The organism is Hathewaya proteolytica DSM 3090, from assembly GCF_900142225.1.
Lineage (GTDB): Bacteria > Bacillota > Clostridia > Clostridiales > Clostridiaceae > Hathewaya > Hathewaya proteolytica.
The window spans coordinates 117,115-136,247 of the sequence record NZ_FRAD01000004.1; the positions used below are offsets into that span (position 1 = coordinate 117,115).

A 19,133-nucleotide genomic window follows, 5' to 3' on the forward strand; every position below is an offset into this window, starting at 1 on the left:
CATTATTAAGATACCATTATATTATATAAAATGCAAGGAAAAAGGGGTGTGTGAAAATGTGTAATAAATTCGCTAAGGTTGCCATGACTAAAGATAATGAAAAATGGCAGCATTGTATTGGAAGGGAAAAAGCTATATACCATCGCCAGGATGATATAAGAACAGAATTTGGCAGGGACTACACTCGAATTCTCCATTGCCTTGCCTACAGAAGGTTAAAGCATAAAACACAGGTGTTTTTCAATACTCAGAACGATCATATATGTACAAGAATGGAGCACGTTGCCCACGTGGAATCCATCAGTTATTCCATAGCCAGGGAACTAGGGCTAAATACTGAACTCACCAAAGCCATTGCCATGGCCCACGATTTAGGTCATGCCCCCTTTGGACATACCTGTGAAAAAATTATAGAAGAGTTGTACAGAGAACAGGGGTTTCCAGATGAAAGGTTTTGGCATGAAAAAAATGGGCTGAGATTTGTAGATAAAATAGAACTTTTGGAAAATTGTAACGGTGAACATTGCAATTTAAATCTTACCTATGCTGTACGCGACGGCATAATATCCCATTGTGGTGAGGTGGATGATAATGGCTTGTTTCCTAGAGCAGAGGCCATAGATTTCATAGATTTTCAAAATCCGGGGCAATTTAACCCTTATACATGGGAAGGCTGCATTGTGAAGGTGGCGGACAAAATAGCATACCTAGGAAGGGATATAGAGGATGCCATAGATGTAGGACTAATATCTAGAGAAAATTTAAAAGAACTTAATGATATAATTGCCCCTTGTGATATAGGTTATATAAACACATCTAAGGTAATCCATGAACTCATATCAGATCTTGTAAAACACAGCTCACCGGATAATGGAATAGTTTTCAGCGATAAAACTATGACCATGATAAAAAATATAAAAGCTTTCAACTATAGAGTAATATATGGCAATGAAAGAATGAAATATTTTCATGAGTATTCGAGTTTAATAGTTAAAAGCCTATTCAAGGCTCTTTTTCAATGCTATGACGAAAAGGGGGCAACAAGCACCATGCTAATTTTAAGGAAAAATCAAAAATATTATAATGAACTTATGGGAGGATTTGCAGACTGGCTGACAAAATATTGTGATATAGAAGAAAATAAGCAGCATGGAAAGAGTGGAGGGAAACAAGCTACCTATAAAAACGAAAAAATCTATGGCAATCTTCAAAGTCGAAAAGATTATATGCAATCTGTAGTTGATTATATTTCAGGTATGACGGATAGCTATGCTATAAAATGTTTCGAAGAGCTAGTGACATTTTAAATTGATTACTGCAACTATGTGGTTTATAATTATATAAGTCACAATTGTAAGGAGAGGAAATCTTATGGAAAATTCATTTAAAATACTTGCCATAGAATCCAGCTGTGATGAAACGGCGGCAGCAGTCATTGAAAACGGAAGAAATATGTTATCTAACGTTATAGCATCCCAGATTGATATACATGAAAAATTCGGTGGTGTTGTGCCAGAAATCGCATCACGAAAACATATAGAAGCTATAAATGTGGTGGTGGAGAAGGCTCTTAAGGATGCAAATCTTGAATTGAAAGATATAGATGCCATAGGAGTTACCTACGGACCAGGGCTTGTGGGAGCACTGTTAGTTGGACTACAGTATGCAAAAGGACTTGCCTATGCAACGCATAAGCCTTTAATAGGTGTAAACCATATAGAAGGGCATATTTGTGCCAATTTCATTGAACACAAGGATTTACAGCCTCCTTTCATATGCCTTGTGGTATCTGGAGGACATACTTTTATTGTTTATATGAAAGATTATGGAGAATTTGAAGTTCTTGGGCAGACAAGAGATGATGCTGCTGGAGAGGCTTTTGATAAGATAGCAAGAGCCATTGGACTTGGCTATCCAGGTGGGCCAAAGGTGGATAAATTATCTTATGAGGGCGATGAAAATGCTATAGAATTCCCTAGGGCAAAATTTGACGAGGATACCCTTGATTTTTCTTTTAGCGGTGTAAAGTCTGCAGTGTTAAATTATCTCAATAAAATGGAGATGAAACAGGAAAAAGTAGTTGAAGCAGATGTGGCTGCATCCTTTCAAAAAGCAGTGGTAGAGGTACTGGTTTCAAATGCCATGAAGGCTTGCAACATGAGAAAAGCAGATAAAATAGTTATAGCTGGTGGAGTTGCTTGCAATACACATCTTAGAGCAGCTTTAGATGAAGCTGGCAGGAAAAATGGTGTGAAAATATTATACCCATCGCCAATACTTTGCACAGATAATGCTGCAATGATAGGCAGTGCCGCTTATTTTGAATATGAAAAGGGAAGAACTGCGGACTTAAAGATAAATGCCATGCCAAATTTGAAATTAGGACAGAGATAAAGAATTCATTTAAATAAAATAATATAGCTATGGCAACAAAACAAGGTACTCTGTATAAAATAATATAGAGTACTTTTTTTGGAGTGAAAAATGATTATTTTAAAGGAAAATGACAGAGGAAACAAGGTTAGTAAGCTACAGAGTATATTGAGACAGCTAAAATTTTACAAAGAGCCCGTGGATGGGATTTTTGGAGCAAAGACTAAGGAGGCAGTTATAAATTTTCAAAAATCTAATGGACTTTTAGATACAGGAATCGTAGATGACCTCACCATGGATGCCATAGACAGGTATAGAAATGGATATTTCATCTACTCTGTTGAAAAAGGGGATACACTGAGCGGCATTGGCGAAAAATATGGTGTTTCATTGCAGCAGCTTGTAATGATTAATAAACTAGAGGATGATTCCATATTAACCATTGGTCAGGAACTGATAATACCCTACCCTGGTATAAATATAGTTCCTACGGATGTAAAATATGACTATGAAGTATTGGAGAGAAACATAAAATCTCTAAAAGTTCTATACCCATTTCTTCAGGTGGGAACCATAGGAGAAAGTGTACTTGGGAAAAAAATGTACTACCTAAGATTGGGAACAGGTGAAAAAGAAGTAGGATATAATGGAGCACATCATGCCATTGAGTGGATAACATCTACATTTTTAATGAAATTCATTGAGGAGTTTTCAAAAGTATACAGCAAAAAACAAGAGTTTTTTGGGTATTCGCCAGAAAAAATATGGAACGAAGCTAGTATGTATATTGTGCCCATGGTGAACCCAGATGGGGTAGATCTTGTCATCAATGGAGTAGAGGAGAGCAACCCTTATTATGATAAGCTAATTAAATGGAATAAAGGAAGTAAAGATTTTTCCACCACATGGAGTGCAAATATAAGAGGCGTAGATTTAAATCATAATTACGACGCATCCTTTGAGGAGTCAAAAAAAGCTGAAGAATCTTATGGAGTATTTGGACCTGGACCTACAAGATATGGAGGCCCTTACCCACAATCAGAACCGGAGAGCAACAATTTAGTTAACTTTACAAGAGAACATGATTTTAGGCTTGTCCTCGCCTATCATAGTCAAGGAGAAGTTATATATTGGCAATATCTAGATGAAGCTCCACAAGAGGCATTGCCAATAGGAGAGACTTTTGCAAAAATTAGTGGCTACTCTTTAAGCGAAACCACTGGAATTACATCTTTTGCAGGATACAAAGATTGGTTTATAAAGGAATTCAATAGGCCAGGATATACTGTAGAAGTGGGATTAGGGAAAAATCCATTGCCCCTTAGCCAAATCTGTGAAATTTACAGAGACAACGCGGGAGTTCTTATGGAAGCAGCTATAATAACAGAATAAAGATGATATGAAAAGCAAGACCTCATGATTTACAGCTTTATATGCCATTTGTCATGAGGTCTTATTATATATTTAATTTCCCAATTCACTCTTGTCTGCTAAATTTAACAATTCTACAATGCCAATGAATTAAAAAACAATAAAGAACTTTATGTATATAGTGTGAAGGAATATTGTAAAAAATAGATAAATATAAGAAAAAACATGAAAAATATGTTAAAGAAATAAAGGAGTTTAGGATAAAATGTAGAAATTAATAATAACAGAATTATTTTATCTGATGGCTAGCTGTTGTTAACTCCCTCCTCATTAGAATGGAGTTAACAGCAGACACGCCCCTAGATAACGACTTCTAACCTTAACGTGGGGTTAAAACTCCACGTGAAGCTAAGAAGTCTGTTTATGAATTAGGTTATTAAATAATATTCTGTTAAATAAAATGATAGTACTACCCACAGCAAGGGATAATAGATCTGTGACGAGCATAGCGAAGGCAGAGGTCATTATCCTACTGCCAGAGATGCAAAGATGGGACTTATCTTATTCCAAACCAAGGATGGAATGCAAATATAGAGGCTGGAGGATGTGTACAGTTAAGTTTTAAATTTAAATCTGATAATAAAAGATAGTGACTTTACCAAATGCGATAGCATTATGACGGAGTCAAATGGAACGTATGTTAAGGACATAGAAAATGCTAGGCAGTACAGGTTAGAGCTTGAGGAGGAAAATTAACATTAAACATAAGAAGAGGAATTAACAATATTTATGGAGAAACAATTAAAACCACCGAAACAGATTATGATGGAAACTATTTTTTTGATATGTTAAAAGGTGGCAATTATTGTGTAGAAATTGTTGATGAGAATAAGATGTATATTTCCATATTTGTAAATATAAAAGTGTTAGGTAGTAAATCTATTACTGGACAGAATGGAGTGGTATCAACAGAGTTATCGGAAAATCAGATTAGAGTTGTTTTGTCATGGGGAGATACACCACGTGATTTAGATTCACACATGCTATGTGATTTTAGTAATCTATCAGAAGGACATGTATATTATCAAAATAAGAGTGTATATAATAATATGGAATTGGTATGTATGTTAGATATTGATGATACATCGGGATATGGACCAGAAACAACAACTATATATGAATCCAAATCAGGATCATATACTTTTTATGTTTACAATTATAGCAATGAAAGTAAGCTATCTTTATCAAGGGCTACAGTCAAAGTGTATGTAAATGGTTCGGCATATCCAGCATATACATTTAATGTCCCAGATGGTGAGGGAAGATATTGGACTGTGTTTAGATATAACGGTGCAACTAGAACTATATGTCCAGTTGATGATATGTCAAACGATGTTATAAGAAGAGAGTAATGAATGAAAAAATCAGTGGTTATAGCAATTATACTAATGAGTTGTTTATTGATAGGGTGTATACTTTTAAATAACAAAAAGCAAGAAAAAATAAAAAAACCATAAGTGACTACCCCAAGTAGACCTACTAAAGATTATTCAAAAGTACAATTGGATCTATCGGGTATAATGGCTGCATATGAGGAAAAACAGTATTATGGAAATAGCCTAGTAAAACATACTGTAACAATAAGAAATGGACACGGAGATATCAAAAACATTGATTTGACAGATATACACTTATTAATAGAACCCAACAAGGATGAATACTTGCAAAAGTGTATGAGAGATGAAAGCATTAGCGTGGTTAAAACCGAAGGTAAAGTACTGAGGAAATTCTAGATAAAATAAAAAAAATAACAGATATTAAACTAACATGTAATAGCTTACCTAAGGGTAGAGTAACAAATAAGATAGAGGATACAAATTATTATTACTGTGCTCTCGGAGATGGTTCTGGTCATTTGAAATTAATCGATGGATATGCACCTTTAAAGCATGAATCGTATTCAAGTAATAATCAGGATTTAAAGGATGTAATGAACTATTTTTTCACAAAATCAATGTATTTACAATAAAAACTACAAGTTCCCCACATGATGATTTATGACAACAATGTGAGGAACTTTTACGTTTTCAAATAATTTTTTATCATCGAATCTTAAAATTAAACATTTCCGCAATGCCAATGAATTAAAAAAGAATAAAGGACTTTATGTATATAGTGCGAAGGATTATTGTGAAAAATAGATAAATATAAGAAAAAACATGAAAAATGTGTTAAGGAAATAAAGGAATTCAGAATAAAATGTAGAAATAAATAATTGTAACAGAACTATTAAATAAATGAATTATTAAATAATATTATGTTAAATAAAATATTAAATGAGGGGTGGTATAATGAAACACAGTACAAAAAAGTTAATGTCATTAGTATTGACTTTGGTTATGGGGTTGATGACATTATGCAATACTATAGTAGCCAGCGCTGGTGAAGTCAAGATTAATGGTCAAAAAGCAAGTGAAGGAGCGGAAAATGCATCACATTTTACTGGGGAAGGGTACGAAATAAAGTACTACGTTGATAATTACAACATAGGTGAATACCAAGAACAAATTTGGATAACGAACACTGGAGATAAGACCATAGAAAATTGGAAACTTAAGTTCAATCTACCATACAATATAGATGCTATATGTAATGAAACATGGGAAACATATGAAAATGGATACCAGAGATGTTCAGATGGAACTTATCTTATTCCAAACCAAGGACGGAATGCAAATATAGAGCCTGGAGGATGTGTACAACTAAGCTTCACATTTAAATCTGATAATGGGGTAGTAGATCCTACGGAATTTCAATTGTTGCATAGCGGTATGCTAAATATTGAAGGGGAAGGATATACCATAGACCACCACATTATCAATTACGAAGCCAATGGATATCAGGACAATATTACCGTAACCAACACAGGTGATAAGGTGATACACAATTGGAGCTTAAAGTTCAATAGTCCTTATGAGATCTATGCAATATACAATGGAGAATGGCAAACTTACGAAAGTGGATACCAGAGATGTAAAGATGGCAGTTATATCATAACAAATCATGTAGATAATGCAGATATAGAGCCAGGAAGTTGTGTGCAGTTAAGTTGCACATTTAGAACAGATGAAGTGGTTACAGAACCTACGGATTCAAGATTAATACAAAAAGAGAAAATATATACTCAAGGTAATGGTTATACCATGGAGTATGATGTGAATAACTACAGAAAAGATGAATACCAGACTTTTATCACTGTAACTAACACTGGAGAAGAACCAATAAACAATTGGAGCTTAAAATTTGATTGTCCGTATAAACAGAATTCTTAGCTTCAAGTGGAGTTTTAACTCCAACTGAAGGTTAGAATTCGTTATCTAGGGGCGTGTCTGTTGTTAACTCCATTCTAATGAGGAGGGAGTGTTACAACAGCTAGCCATCAGGCAGAATAGATTCTGTGTATAACGGTGCATGGGAAAATTATGATAATGGATATTCGAAATGCGAGGATGGAAGCTACCTTATTACTAATAATGGTGTAAATGCTAACATTGAGGTAGGAGCATCTATAAAAGTAAGTTATATATTTAAGACACAGGATGAGGTAGTGGATCCAGAACATATATTAGTTTTATATGATAATATGGGAAAAGTAATTGACCCACTTGAAGATGATTTTAAATATCTTAGAATTGGTTACAATCCTGGAGATTGTGATTCTGCCGTTACACAGGATGTAATGCTTGTTGAAAGTGGACAATATGGTTCTGATATTGAATGGACATCAAGTGATGAACAGATAATAGACTTAAGTGGAAAAGTTAATAGACCATCCAGTGAGCCAAAGAGTGTACAATTAACAGCTAAGCTTACTTACGAAGGTAGAACACTGGTAAAGGAATTCGCAGTAACTGTTATGAATACAAGAAATTTTGATCCATCAAATGTAAAAGATTTATCAGTAGATGATTTGGCGGAAATGAACAGTGGATATGATAATTATAATATAGAAATAAGTGAATTCGGATACATTACAAATATATCAGGGAGCTATAGTGATATAAAGGTAGATTCGTATGAAACGGCACTTTATTCGCTATATAGTTTGAAGACTGCAATGGGGATTAGTAATCCATTTGAGGAATTAAAATCAACCTCCGTAAAATCAAATAAAAAAGGAAGTATATATAAATTTAATCAGGTATATAATGGTATAGAAGTTTATGGCAAAACAGTAGTTCTCTCGGTAGATCCTCAAGGGAAAACACGTTATTTAAGATCGAACTATTTCCCTATAAATAAAGATATTAATGTAATACCTAAAACAACATACGAAGAGGCTTTAAAATCTGTAGAGGAAAAATATATTGGAGCACAGGCATATGGAGATGAGGATGAGAGTAAGAGATTATATATATCTAATTATTATGGTAAAGTAGAATTAGTATGGAAGGTTTATTTTGATTTGTTAGAGGATAATGGTGATTTAAATAAAGGTGAATATAGAGCACTAGTAAGTGCTATAAATGATGATGTTATTTATAAAACATGTACTACACAATATGATTCTAATATAGAGGTAAAGGGAACCGATTTAAATAATAAGGAGAGAACATTTAACATCATAGAGAATACTCATTGGTTTAGTAATAAAGTAGAGTATATGCTAGAAGATATGAAAAGGAATATACGTATCTGTGATGCTCATGGTGCTGAAATTTTCAAGAATGATATTTACCAGTCAAGCAGTAAGAATGAATGGACAGAGGAACAGATTTCAGCTATGGCTAATATGAAAGATATCTATGAGTATTATCTCAATACATTTGATAGAATATCTTATGATGATGCTTGGACTAAAATAACTGGGAACAATATAAGAATCTACTTAAACACAGGCATAGAGAACAATGCCTATTGGGATTCAACAAGGAAATTAATAGCAATGGGTAAAGGCGATGGAGATAGATTTAAAGAGATATCACTTGCAGCGGCAGAAGATGTATTGTGTCATGAGTTTACTCATGCTATTGTTGGTTATGAAACAAATTTGGGGGAAATTAATAAAGGATTACCAGGAATAATAAATGAAGCATACGCAGATATTTTTGCATGTTTTTATGATAGCAACAAAAAGGGTTACAAGGATTGGATAGTTGGAGAGGATATTTGTAGTGGAAAAGGTATACGAGATGTTTCTGATCCTAATAGTTTAGGAGATTGTGCTGAGTTTAATGGTAAATATTTTCAAGATTACAGTAATCCAGAGTATTATACTAAAGGGAATGATTTTGGTGGTGTACATCAAAATTCAACTATTATATCCCATGCAGCATATTTGATGTATAAAAATGGTATAGGGTTTGAAAGACTTCAAAGCTTATGGTATGAATCATTATGTTTAGGATATGAGGTGCATTCTGATTTCTGGGATGTTAGAGTAAATGTTATACAAGCAGCTAAAAACTTGGGTTTTTCTAAGGCGGAAATTGGTATAATAGAGCAAAGCTTTAAACAGGTAAATGTTACAGAAGATTGCAACGAAACGTATAAGTCATATTTTAAAAGATTAGATAAAATATCCATAACACAAGACTATTTTTGCAATAGTATAAAATTAAATGGCAAGGTTGTAACTGCGGATTTAGACACCATAATTGGAAATAACAAAGGGATAAAAGATGTAAACATAAATGTTTATTCTTTTAATAAGACAGAGAAATATGGTTATACAAGTACAGAGGATAGCGGCATATATATATCACAAATAAAATTGGAGGATAAATATTTAATTAATTTCGACAAGGAAGGTTATGTATCTGAAAAAATGTATTTAAGTGATATTGATTCAATATTCAAATCAGAATATTATTGTGGAACTGTAGCGTTGGTTCCTAAAGAATACGAAGGAATGGGAGGAGCTCGTGGTAAAGTTATTAGTGCATCAACAGGTTTAGGGGTAGGTGGAGTGACCTTAAATGTAAGAAGAGGTATTAACAACATATATACAGATATAACTAAAACAATAAAAACAGATGATAATGGCGAATATATCATAGATTCCTTAGAATCTGGAAACTATTGTGTGGAAATTGTCGATGAAGTAAAAAATGGTGATGAATATCTATCTACTTTTATAAATATAAAAGTATTGGGTGGTCATTTGATACGTGAACAGAATGGAGTGATTTCTAGTAGTTTAGAACGAAATCAAATTAGAGTTGTTTTATCGTGGGGAGATACACCGCGCGACCTAGATTCTCATATGTTATGTAGTTTGCTAAATACTTTAGCTGGGCACGTAGATTATAGAAACAAAAGTTTTTATAATGAAAATAATTTAGTGTGCATGTTAGATCTTGATGATACAAGTGGGTATGGTCCGGAGACTACTACAATATATCATAGCGAAGTAGGAATGTATACTTTCTACGTATATAATTACAGTGGAGAGGAGAATATAAATAGGTCACAGGCAACAGTTAGTGTATATATGAATGGAGCAGCGACACCTGTATATACATTTAATATACCAACAGGTGATGGTAGGTTTTGGACTGTATTTAGGTATAATGGGGCAACAAAGATAATTATTCCTATTAATTTAGTTGAGAATAATACAATAAATGAGGAGAGATAGATGAAAAAAATAGTAATCATAGTGCTTATACTAATGAGTTGTTTCTTGATAGGATGTAGTTTATCTGATAATGATGAACCTAAAAAAACTTTAAATATGTCTGAAATAATACTCTCTTACCAGGTTGAAAATTTTTCATACCCCGAATTTAATTATGCTTATGTTGTAAATGGGTACGGTGATGTTAAGAAGATAAGTCTTGTAGATAAAAAAAAGGATGAAGAATATTATGATTCTTATCTGCAGGAATGTATGCAAAGTTCGGATGTTCCCATTGTTGCAAATGTGGGGATAATTCCTGATGATATATTAGATAAAATAAAAAAAATATCAGAAGTTAAATTAAAAGGCAAAATGCTAAATGTTAATTTCATAGTTGATCCCGGAGCTAGAAAGTATCTATGTGCTATGGGAAATGATACTGGTAGATTAATCCTACTTCAAGAGTTGGGACAAATGGAGTATACTAGTGATGACAAGAATGTAAAAGCAGTATGCCGATATATTGATGAAATTAAATATCTTCTGACAAAGTAAACAATACCACAATAAAAACTACAAGTTCCCCACATGATGATTTATGACAACAATGTGGGGAACTTTTGATTTAGTTGAAAATAATATGATAGTTTTTAGCAAAGTTCTTCCCATTTCTCGTAAAGCTCAGCTAGGGAAGCTTCTTTTTCAGCAATGGAGGCATTGACTTCCATGGATTTTTCTGGGTTGGAATAGATTTCTTCCTTGCATAGTTCGCAGTGCAATATTTCTATTTCCTCTTCTAATTTTGCTATTTCTTTTTCAGTGTTTTTAAGCTGTAGTTGTTTTTGCTTTGCTTCCTTTTCCAGTTCGCGCTTCTTTTTCTTGTCATTGTTCAATTGAGTTTTGGTTATACCATTGTTTTCCTCTTCCATAGGTTGAAAACGCATAGGGTTTCTCTTCTTTTCCACGTAATAAGAATAATTTCCTAGGTATTCGGTAACACCATTCAATTGTAGCTCGTAAATCTTATTTACCACCTTATTTAAAAAGTATCTATCGTGGGATATTACTAATATAGTGCCATCATAAGAAAGTAGGGCACTTTCTAAGGCTTCCCTTGACATTATATCAAGGTGGTTTGTAGGCTCATCTAACAAAAGTAAGTTTGATTTACTAAGCATAAGCTTTAAAAGATTTATTCGGCATTTTTCACCACCGCTAAGTTTTCCTACTTCCTTAAATACATCGTCACCAAAGAAAAGGAATGCTGCCAAGGCAGAACGCAATTCCGTCATGGTGAGTTCAGGGTAATCATCCCACACCTCCTCAAGGATGTTTTTGTTATGATGTAAGTTTGATTGTTCCTGATCGTAGTAGCCTATTTCTACGTTTTTACCTAAAAATTTACGGCCACTATCAGGTTTTAATGTGTCCATGAGAATCTTAAAAAATGTGGTTTTACCCCGGCCATTATCGCCTATAAGTGCTACTTTATCCTCTCGAATGAGCTGGAAAGAAAGATCAGTGAATAATTGTTTATCTCCAAAGCTTTTACTTAAATTCTCCACCATGAGCACGTCATTTCCACTTTGAATCTGGGTCTGGAAGGAGAAATGTTTAAGTTTTAAGTCGTTTTTTGGGGCATCCAGACGTTCTACCTTGTCTAAAGCTTTCTGTCTGCTCTCAGCTGCTCGAATACTCTTTTCTCTATTAAAGGATTTGTATTTCTTTATGATTTCCTCTTGACGCTTTATATCTAATTGCTGATTTTCATACGCCTTAAGTTTTTCTTCATATTTCTTTTTTCTAAGTTCTATGAATGAAGAATAATTGCCCTTGTATTCATCTATGCAACCATCGTTTAACTCAATGGTCTTATTGGTGATGGCATCTAAGAAGTAACGGTCATGGGAGATTATAAGCACACTGCCCTTGTAGCTCTTAAGATAATCCTCTAACCATTCAATGGCAGAAAGGTCTAAATGGTTGGTAGGCTCATCTAGAAGTAGTATCTGAGGATTGTGGAGTAAAAGTTTACAAAGAGCCACCCTTGTTTTTTGGCCACCACTCAATATATTAATATGTTTTGTAAAATCATCTTCCTCGAACCCAAGACCATATAGCACCCTATATATTTCAGCTTTATATGTATAGCCACCACGAATTTCGAAGAGTTCTTGACTAGTGGTGTAGTTGTGAATCAGCTTGTTGTACTCATCTTCATTGCAACCATCATAAGTGGAATTTAACTTTGCTTCCATGGCTTTTATTTTATTTTCTAATTTAGTTAAATCAGAGAATACGAGAAGCAATTCGTCGTAGATGGTATTATCGGAGTCAAGAGAGAGATCTTGAGATAGATAACCAAGCTCCTTATTCTTGTCTATATATATCTCACCGCTATCGTGTTCTAAAGCATTTGTGAGTATTTTAAAAAGTGTAGATTTGCCAGCTCCGTTGGGACCAACAAGACCTACCTTGTCACCCTCATTGATACTGAAAGTAACATCTTTTAATATCTCAGTTATTCCATAGGCTTTTTTTATATTTTTACAGCTAAGTACTGTCATGTTATCACCTGCATTTCATATTATTATCACAATGCAAAACAACCCTAGTATATATTATACATAATAATCTCAGTGAAGTCATATATTTTGTAGTTCTTTCTATGAAAAAACTTGACAAAAGGCTTATATAAAGAATAAGATTGTATTATGACTAAGTTTAATATTACGTTATTCCTTGGAATAAGAAATGGGGAGGTGTTTCCATGGACAGAAAAAAGGAAAATATATCAAAAGCTGTAATAAAGAGATTGCCTAAGTATCATAGATATTTAAATGAACTTTTGAACAATAAAGTTGATAGAATATCTTCTAAAGAACTTGGCGAAAAAATAGGCTTTACTGCATCCCAAATACGCCAAGACCTCAATTGCTTTGGAGATTTTGGACAGCAAGGTTATGGGTATAATGTGGAAGCGTTATACGAAGAAATATGTGGTATACTTGGACTTGGCAAAGACTATAAAATGGTTGTGGTAGGTTGTGGCAATATAGGTCAGGCCGTGATAAATTATGATAATTTTAGAAAACTTGGATTTGATATCTGTGGTATCTTCGACAAAAATCCCAAACTTGTGGGTTTGAAAATTCGAGATGAAGAAGTCATGGATATAGAAAAACTAGAAGGCTTTTTAAAGAACAACCATGTGGATATTGGTATAATATGCGTTAATAAGGAAAATGCTCAAAGGATATGCGATACCATGGTGGCTGGCAAAGTCAAGGGTATATGGAATTTTGCCCCTGCAGATCTTGTGGTTCCAGAAAACATAAAAGTGGAGAATGTTCACCTAAGTGATAGTCTTCTGACTTTAAGTTGTGTGCTAAATGATGTAGAATAGTTTGTTTACATGTATTGACTTAAGATTTATAAAAATATAGAATATATAATAGAGAGTATGTGATTTTTTTCACTCTTTTTTAAAAGAATGAAACAGGCAAAGGGGGCTTTTCTTTACCTGTGTTTTTTCTGTGTGTAGCATTAATTCAATGTTGTTTAAATATTTTTTAAATGTTGTGGAGGAATGAAGATGTTTAAGATTGTGGAAAAAAAACAATTGTCTTCTCAGATATTCTTAATGGATATTGAGGCACCTAGAGTAGCAGAATCAGCATTACCAGGGCAATTCATCATCATAAAGATGGATGAAAGAGGAGAGAGAATCCCTTTAACTGTATGCGATTACAATAGGGAAAAAGGTACTGTTACCATCGTAATTCAAGCTATAGGTTGTTCTACATTAAAAATGATGGATTTAAATGTTGGAGACTATGTTGCTGACTTTGTAGGACCATTGGGACAGCCTTCTGAGTTAGTAACAGGAGATTTAGAAGAGGTTAAAAAGAAAAAAATACTATTCGTAGCAGGTGGACTTGGAACAGCACCAGTTTATCCACAGGTAAAGTGGTTACATGAACATGGAGTAGAGGCTGATGTAATAATCGGTGCAAAGACAAAGGAACTTGTTATTTTAGAAGAAGAGATGAAAAAGGTTGCCGGAAATGTTTACATAGCAACTGATGACGGTTCTTATGGTTTCCATGGCCTTGTTACTAACCTTATTGAGGAATTAGTAAACAATCAAGGTAAGAAATACGACGAAGTTATTGCAATCGGACCAATGATAATGATGAAGTTTGTATGCCTTACAACAGAAAAACTTGGAATCAAGACAATTATCAGTTTAAACCCAATCATGGTGGATGGTACTGGTATGTGTGGCGCTTGCAGAGTAACTGTTGATGGAGTTACTAAATTTGCTTGCGTAGATGGACCGGAGTTTGATGGACACAAGGTAGATTTTAACGAAGCTATGAGAAGAGCTGGAATGTACAAAGATGAAGAGCAAAAGGAAACTGAAGCCCTTCAGTCTGGCTGCAAGTGCTTAGGAGGTAACTAATAATGGCTATTGATAGAATGAAGAGAATTGTTATATCAGAACAGGATCCAAAGGTTAGAGCTAAAAATTTTGAAGAAGTATGTCTTGGATATACTGAAGAAGAAGCAGTACAGGAAGCTTCAAGATGCTTAAATTGCAAAAACCCACTATGCGTTACAAAATGTCCAGTATCCATAGCTATACCAGAATTTATATCTCACGTTAAAAATAGAGAATTTGAACAAGCGGCAAAAGTTATTGCAAAATACAGTGCATTACCTGCAGTGTGTGGAAGAGTATGTCCACAGGAGGTTCAGTGTGAAAGCAAGTGTATTCTTGGAATAAAGGGTGAAGCAGTAGCTATCGGTAAATTGGAGAGATTTGTTGCTGACTGGACTAGAGAACACGATGTAGATTTAAGTGAAACAAAACCAAAGAACGGCAAAAGAGTTGCAGTTATAGGAAGTGGTCCTGCAGGACTTACTTGTGCAGGTGACCTTGCAAAAGCTGGATACGATGTTACTATATTTGAAGCACTTCATGAACCAGGTGGAGTTTTAGTGTATGGTATCCCAGAGTTTAGACTTCCAAAGGACACTGTAGTAAAATATGAAATAGAAAACGTTAAAAAATTAGGCGTTAAAATAGAAACTAACGTAATAGCAGGAAGAACTATCACTGTAGATTCATTGCTTGAAAAAGAAGGCTTTGAGGCTGTATTTATAGGCTCAGGAGCAGGTCTTCCAAAATTTATGGGAATACCAGGAGAAAACTTAAACGGAGTATTCTCTGCCAATGAATACTTAACAAGAACTAATCTTATGAAAGCATTTAAAGGAGATTATGAAACTCCAATAAAAGCTGGCAATAAGGTTGCTGTTGTTGGCGGTGGTAACGTTGCTATGGACGCAGTAAGAACAGCTCTAAGACTAGGAGCAGAAGAAGCTCATATAGTATACAGAAGATCTGAATCAGAACTTCCAGCAAGAGTTGAAGAAGTGCACCATGCAAAAGAAGAGGGCGTTATATTTGATCTACTAGTAAATCCTGTAGAAATCATAGGTGATGAAAAAGGCTGGGTTACAGGAATGAAGTGCGTAAGAATGGAACTTGGAGAAGCAGATGAATCTGGAAGAAGGAAACCAGTTGAAGTTCCAGGATCTGAGTTTATACTTGACGTGGATACAGTTATCATGTCCCTTGGTACTTCACCTAATCCACTAATCGCTTCAACAACACCAGGTCTTGACACAAACAAGAGAAAATGTCTTGTGGCTGAAGAAGAGACAGGCCTAACTACAAAGGATAGAGTTTTTGCAGGTGGAGATGCTGTAACAGGTGCTGCCACAGTTATACTTGCTATGGAAGCTGGTAAAAAAGCAGCAAAAGCTATAGATGAAATGTTAAGCAAATAATTCACAATCAAATAGTGTAATAAAAATAAAAGGTTACTAGTATATATGTAGTAATCTTTTATTTTTTTTAAAATCGTATATAAACAAAATTAATAACAATACGATTATTATAATAAATGATTATTTAATTTCTTACACTATCATTAAAAAAATAATAGGAGGTGCTTGTATGCAAAATGGACAGGCAAAGGAAAAGGATAAAACTATGAATAATACTAACCAACCTGACAAACGCATAGTAAAATCCATAACAAAAGAAACGTATATTGCGTTGGTGGGAATAATTATTTTTGGAGTAATTTTTGCAAGCAAAATGGGTTTAAACAACATGTTTAAAACCATGACAGCCACGGCCCATGATTTGATTTTGAATACAATTTGGTTTCTCATGGGTGTTATAGTCATAGCTGGTGCCTTTACAGCTCTGTTATCTGAATTTGGTATAGTAGCAGTAGTAAACAAAATTTTGTATCCTCTTATGAAGCCATTGTTTGGCCTTCCAGGTGCCGCATCTGTAGGAGCAGTGACAACTTATCTGTCAGACAATCCTTCAATTGTGCCAATTGCTCAGGATAAAGGTTTTTTAAAGTATTTTAAGAAGTATCAAGTTCCTGCATTAGTAAATTTCGGTACAACCTTTGGTATGGGACTTATTGTAACTACAGGATTATTTGCATTGTCAAGCAGTGAAGTTCCTCTTGGAAAAGCAATTATTATTGGTAATATAGCCGCATTAATAGGTGGTATAGTCAGTGTAAGACTAATGATCATGTTTGGAAAAAAAGCCTATGGAAAAGATGCAGATGTGTTGAATGAAGAATATGAAGGCTACGACATCATGAATTACAGAGAAATAAGAAATGGTAACGTGGCACAAAGAATACTTCAAGCACTTCTAGACGGTGGAAAAACTGGAGTTGAAACAGCACTCACCATAATCCCAGGAGTAGTAATTATGTGTACTTTAGTTATGATGTTAGCTAAAGGGCCAGGAGCTGGTGGAGTTTATACTGGAGCAGCTTACGAAGGAATAGAATTATTCCCTTGGATAGGTAGAAAACTTAACTTTATTCTACAACCACTATTCGGCTTTAGCAATCCTGAGGCCATAGCATTCCCAGTTACATCGCTAGGTTCTGTAGGAGCTTCAATAGGAATTGCAAAGAATATGCTTGAAACAGGCATTATAGGGGCTAGAGATATAGCTGTATTTACTGCTATGGGTATATGTAATGCAGGATTCCTTAGTGTACACGTTGGAATGATGGATGCCATAGGTGAAAGAAACCTTACGAACAAAGCAATAGCTACACAATTCCTTGGTGGCTTAGTATCCGGTATTGTAGCAAATTTATTATTCTTAATTTTCTAGAAGATAAAAATACTGATGGAGAATATTCATCAGTATTTTTTTGCCTAAAATAAATAGAATGAATATATAATGGATATTAATAGAACAAGTATGGTAAACTATAATGGTGAGGAAAAAATTCAGCTATTTTTAAAAGTTAAGGAGAATATCATGGATTGTAGAGACTACCAATGTATAAAAAATAATATAGAGGGTATAATTATAAAAAATGTTAAGAATTTTAACTTACACCATGTTTTTGAATGTGGCCAGTGTTTCAGGTGGCATGAAACAAAAACTGGTAGTTATGTTGGTGTTGCCTTTGGGAGAGTAGTAGAAGTAAGGAAAGTTTGTCAGGATGTAATAATTAAGAACTCATCCATAGAAGAATTTCATAGCATATGGGAAGAATATTTTGATTTAAAAACAAATTACGGTGATATTAAACGTATATTAAGTAATGACCCTGTACTTAAAGAAAGTATTGAGTTTGGACAGGGTATAAGAATACTAAAACAAGACCCCTTTGAGCTAACCATTAGTTTTATTATTTCAGCCAACAATAGAATACCTATGATAAAAAAGGCTATACAAAAAATATGCGAAACTTGGGGAAAACCCTTAGAATATGATGGTGAAATCTACTATACTTTTCCCACTGCCCAGGAGTTGAAGGATGCAACGGTGGAGGATATGGAAAAGTGTGGTACAGGTTTTAGGGCAAAATATATTATAGATACCATAGGCAAAATAAATAGAAATGAAATGGATCTAAAGGAAATTAAGCTGCTAGATGATGATGAATGTCATAAAAAAATGCAAGAATTCATGGGAGTAGGTCCTAAAGTGTCGGATTGCATTATCTTGTTTTCTATGCAGAAGTATTCAGCTTTTCCTGTGGACGTGTGGGTAAAACGTGCTATGCAGCATTTTTATTTAGCCCCAGATATTTCATTGCCTAAAATACGGCTTTTTGCTAGAGAAAAGTTTGGAGATTTGTCGGGTTTTGCACAACAATATCTTTTTTATTGGGCCAGAGAAAATCGTATAATTTAAGATATATTAGATTATAAGAGAAAGTAAGAAAAGTAAAGAAAAATTGAGAATACGTTGAATAATTTGTGCATACATTGGTTTATAATTAAATATGGCATTTGATACTAAAGGATTAATTAATTAATATAATAATTGTATTAGCACTCTAACTGAATGAGTGCTAACAAAAAACTAGTATTTAACTAAATAATATATATTTTAAGGAGGTTTTTAAAAATGATAAGACCACTTGGAGACAGAGTCGTAATTAAAAGATTAGAAGCAGAGGAAACTACAAAAAGCGGAATAGTCCTACCAGGAGCTTCAAAGGAAAAACCACAGGAGGCAGAGGTTGTAGCAGTAGGACCAGGAACTGCAGAAGTTAAAATGGAACTTAAGGTTGGAGAAAAAGTGCTATTCTCTAAATATGCAGGAAACGAGATTAAGTTTGATGGTGTTGAGTATATCATTGTAAGTCAGTCTGAAATATTAGCAGTTATCGAATAGAAAATGAATATTAGA

At 34.1% G+C, this 19,133-nt stretch carries 15 protein-coding genes; 14 read left to right on the plus strand and 1 reads right to left on the minus strand.

Features of this window, described 5'->3' with window-relative positions; genetic code table 11:
* Positions 1-56: 56 nt before the first annotated feature.
* The 8 genes from BUA73_RS02115 (at position 57) to BUA73_RS02150 (ending at position 10,921) form a co-directional block, all read left to right on the plus strand.
* Positions 57-1,307, plus strand: a complete 1,251-nt coding sequence (locus BUA73_RS02115; protein WP_072901804.1) for a deoxyguanosinetriphosphate triphosphohydrolase family protein — start codon at positions 57-59, stop codon at positions 1,305-1,307.
* Positions 1,308-1,371: 64 nt separating this feature from the next.
* On the plus strand, positions 1,372-2,394 hold the full coding sequence (tsaD, locus tag BUA73_RS02120) for a tRNA (adenosine(37)-N6)-threonylcarbamoyltransferase complex transferase subunit TsaD (protein ID WP_072901806.1): 1,023 nt from the start codon (positions 1,372-1,374) through the stop codon (positions 2,392-2,394).
* A 90-nt stretch (positions 2,395-2,484) separates the two neighbouring features.
* A complete protein-coding gene (locus tag BUA73_RS02125; RefSeq protein ID WP_072901808.1) occupies positions 2,485-3,765 on the plus strand; it encodes a M14 family metallopeptidase in 1,281 nt (426 codons plus the stop codon).
* Between the two features lie 824 nt (positions 3,766-4,589).
* Positions 4,590-5,156 carry a YfaP family protein gene (locus tag BUA73_RS02130; protein ID WP_072901810.1) on the plus strand — a complete coding sequence of 189 codons (567 nt, stop codon included), beginning with the start codon at positions 4,590-4,592 and terminating at the stop codon, positions 5,154-5,156.
* 105 nt (positions 5,157-5,261) lie between these two features.
* A complete protein-coding gene (locus BUA73_RS02135; RefSeq protein WP_143146963.1) occupies positions 5,262-5,537 on the plus strand; it encodes a hypothetical protein in 276 nt (91 codons plus the stop codon).
* A 558-nt stretch (positions 5,538-6,095) separates the two neighbouring features.
* Positions 6,096-7,076 carry a cellulose binding domain-containing protein gene (locus tag BUA73_RS02140; RefSeq protein ID WP_072901814.1) on the plus strand — a complete coding sequence of 327 codons (981 nt, stop codon included), beginning with the start codon at positions 6,096-6,098 and terminating at the stop codon, positions 7,074-7,076.
* A 125-nt stretch (positions 7,077-7,201) separates the two neighbouring features.
* Positions 7,202-10,384, plus strand: coding sequence for a M4 family metallopeptidase (locus tag BUA73_RS02145; RefSeq protein ID WP_072901816.1), 3,183 nt, complete (start codon positions 7,202-7,204; stop codon positions 10,382-10,384).
* Complete coding sequence (locus BUA73_RS02150; RefSeq protein ID WP_072901818.1) at positions 10,385-10,921, plus strand: hypothetical protein; 537 nt, start codon at positions 10,385-10,387, stop codon at positions 10,919-10,921.
* 95 nt (positions 10,922-11,016) lie between these two features.
* On the opposite strand, the gene BUA73_RS02155 is transcribed toward BUA73_RS02150, so the two are convergent.
* On the minus strand, positions 11,017-12,933 hold the full coding sequence (locus BUA73_RS02155) for an ABC-F family ATP-binding cassette domain-containing protein (protein WP_072901820.1): 1,917 nt from the start codon (positions 12,931-12,933) through the stop codon (positions 11,017-11,019).
* A gap of 203 nt (positions 12,934-13,136) precedes the next feature.
* On the opposite strand from BUA73_RS02155, the gene BUA73_RS02160 reads away from it, so the two are divergent.
* The 6 genes from BUA73_RS02160 (at position 13,137) to BUA73_RS02185 (ending at position 19,118) form a co-directional block, all read left to right on the plus strand.
* Positions 13,137-13,772 carry a redox-sensing transcriptional repressor Rex gene (locus BUA73_RS02160; protein WP_072901822.1) on the plus strand — a complete coding sequence of 212 codons (636 nt, stop codon included), beginning with the start codon at positions 13,137-13,139 and terminating at the stop codon, positions 13,770-13,772.
* 189 nt (positions 13,773-13,961) lie between these two features.
* The gene (locus BUA73_RS02165) at positions 13,962-14,831 is read left to right on the plus strand and encodes a sulfide/dihydroorotate dehydrogenase-like FAD/NAD-binding protein (protein WP_072901825.1); all 870 of its coding nucleotides are present in this window, start codon (positions 13,962-13,964) and stop codon (positions 14,829-14,831) included.
* Between the two features lie 8 nt (positions 14,832-14,839).
* Positions 14,840-16,225 carry an NADPH-dependent glutamate synthase gene (gltA, locus tag BUA73_RS02170; RefSeq protein ID WP_093426665.1) on the plus strand — a complete coding sequence of 462 codons (1,386 nt, stop codon included), beginning with the start codon at positions 14,840-14,842 and terminating at the stop codon, positions 16,223-16,225.
* 169 nt (positions 16,226-16,394) lie between these two features.
* Positions 16,395-17,597, plus strand: coding sequence for a CD0519/CD1768 family membrane protein (locus tag BUA73_RS02175; RefSeq protein ID WP_072901829.1), 1,203 nt, complete (start codon positions 16,395-16,397; stop codon positions 17,595-17,597).
* A 150-nt stretch (positions 17,598-17,747) separates the two neighbouring features.
* Positions 17,748-18,632, plus strand: coding sequence for a DNA-3-methyladenine glycosylase family protein (locus tag BUA73_RS02180; protein WP_072902058.1), 885 nt, complete (start codon positions 17,748-17,750; stop codon positions 18,630-18,632).
* Positions 18,633-18,848: 216 nt separating this feature from the next.
* Positions 18,849-19,118, plus strand: coding sequence for a co-chaperone GroES (locus tag BUA73_RS02185; protein ID WP_072901831.1), 270 nt, complete (start codon positions 18,849-18,851; stop codon positions 19,116-19,118).
* The last annotated feature ends 15 nt before the right edge of the window (positions 19,119-19,133 follow it).

Bases quoted from the DNA above. Each gene is read 5' to 3' on its own strand.
- BUA73_RS02140 (WP_072901814.1), top strand. From the start codon at position 6,096: ATGAAACACAGTACAAAAAAGTTAATGTCATTAGTATTGACTTTGGTT.
- BUA73_RS02150 (WP_072901818.1), top strand. From the start codon at position 10,385: ATGAAAAAAATAGTAATCATAGTGCTTATACTAATGAGTTGTTTCTTG.
- BUA73_RS02155 (WP_072901820.1), bottom strand. From the start codon at position 12,933: ATGACAGTACTTAGCTGTAAAAATATAAAAAAAGCCTATGGAATAACT.
- BUA73_RS02125 (WP_072901808.1), top strand. From the start codon at position 2,485: ATGATTATTTTAAAGGAAAATGACAGAGGAAACAAGGTTAGTAAGCTA.
- BUA73_RS02160 (WP_072901822.1), top strand. From the start codon at position 13,137: ATGGACAGAAAAAAGGAAAATATATCAAAAGCTGTAATAAAGAGATTG.
- BUA73_RS02165 (WP_072901825.1), top strand. From the start codon at position 13,962: ATGTTTAAGATTGTGGAAAAAAAACAATTGTCTTCTCAGATATTCTTA.
- BUA73_RS02175 (WP_072901829.1), top strand. From the start codon at position 16,395: ATGCAAAATGGACAGGCAAAGGAAAAGGATAAAACTATGAATAATACT.
- BUA73_RS02130 (WP_072901810.1), top strand. From the start codon at position 4,590: ATGTTAAAAGGTGGCAATTATTGTGTAGAAATTGTTGATGAGAATAAG.
- tsaD (WP_072901806.1), top strand. From the start codon at position 1,372: ATGGAAAATTCATTTAAAATACTTGCCATAGAATCCAGCTGTGATGAA.
- BUA73_RS02180 (WP_072902058.1), top strand. From the start codon at position 17,748: ATGGATTGTAGAGACTACCAATGTATAAAAAATAATATAGAGGGTATA.
- BUA73_RS02115 (WP_072901804.1), top strand. From the start codon at position 57: ATGTGTAATAAATTCGCTAAGGTTGCCATGACTAAAGATAATGAAAAA.
- BUA73_RS02185 (WP_072901831.1), top strand. From the start codon at position 18,849: ATGATAAGACCACTTGGAGACAGAGTCGTAATTAAAAGATTAGAAGCA.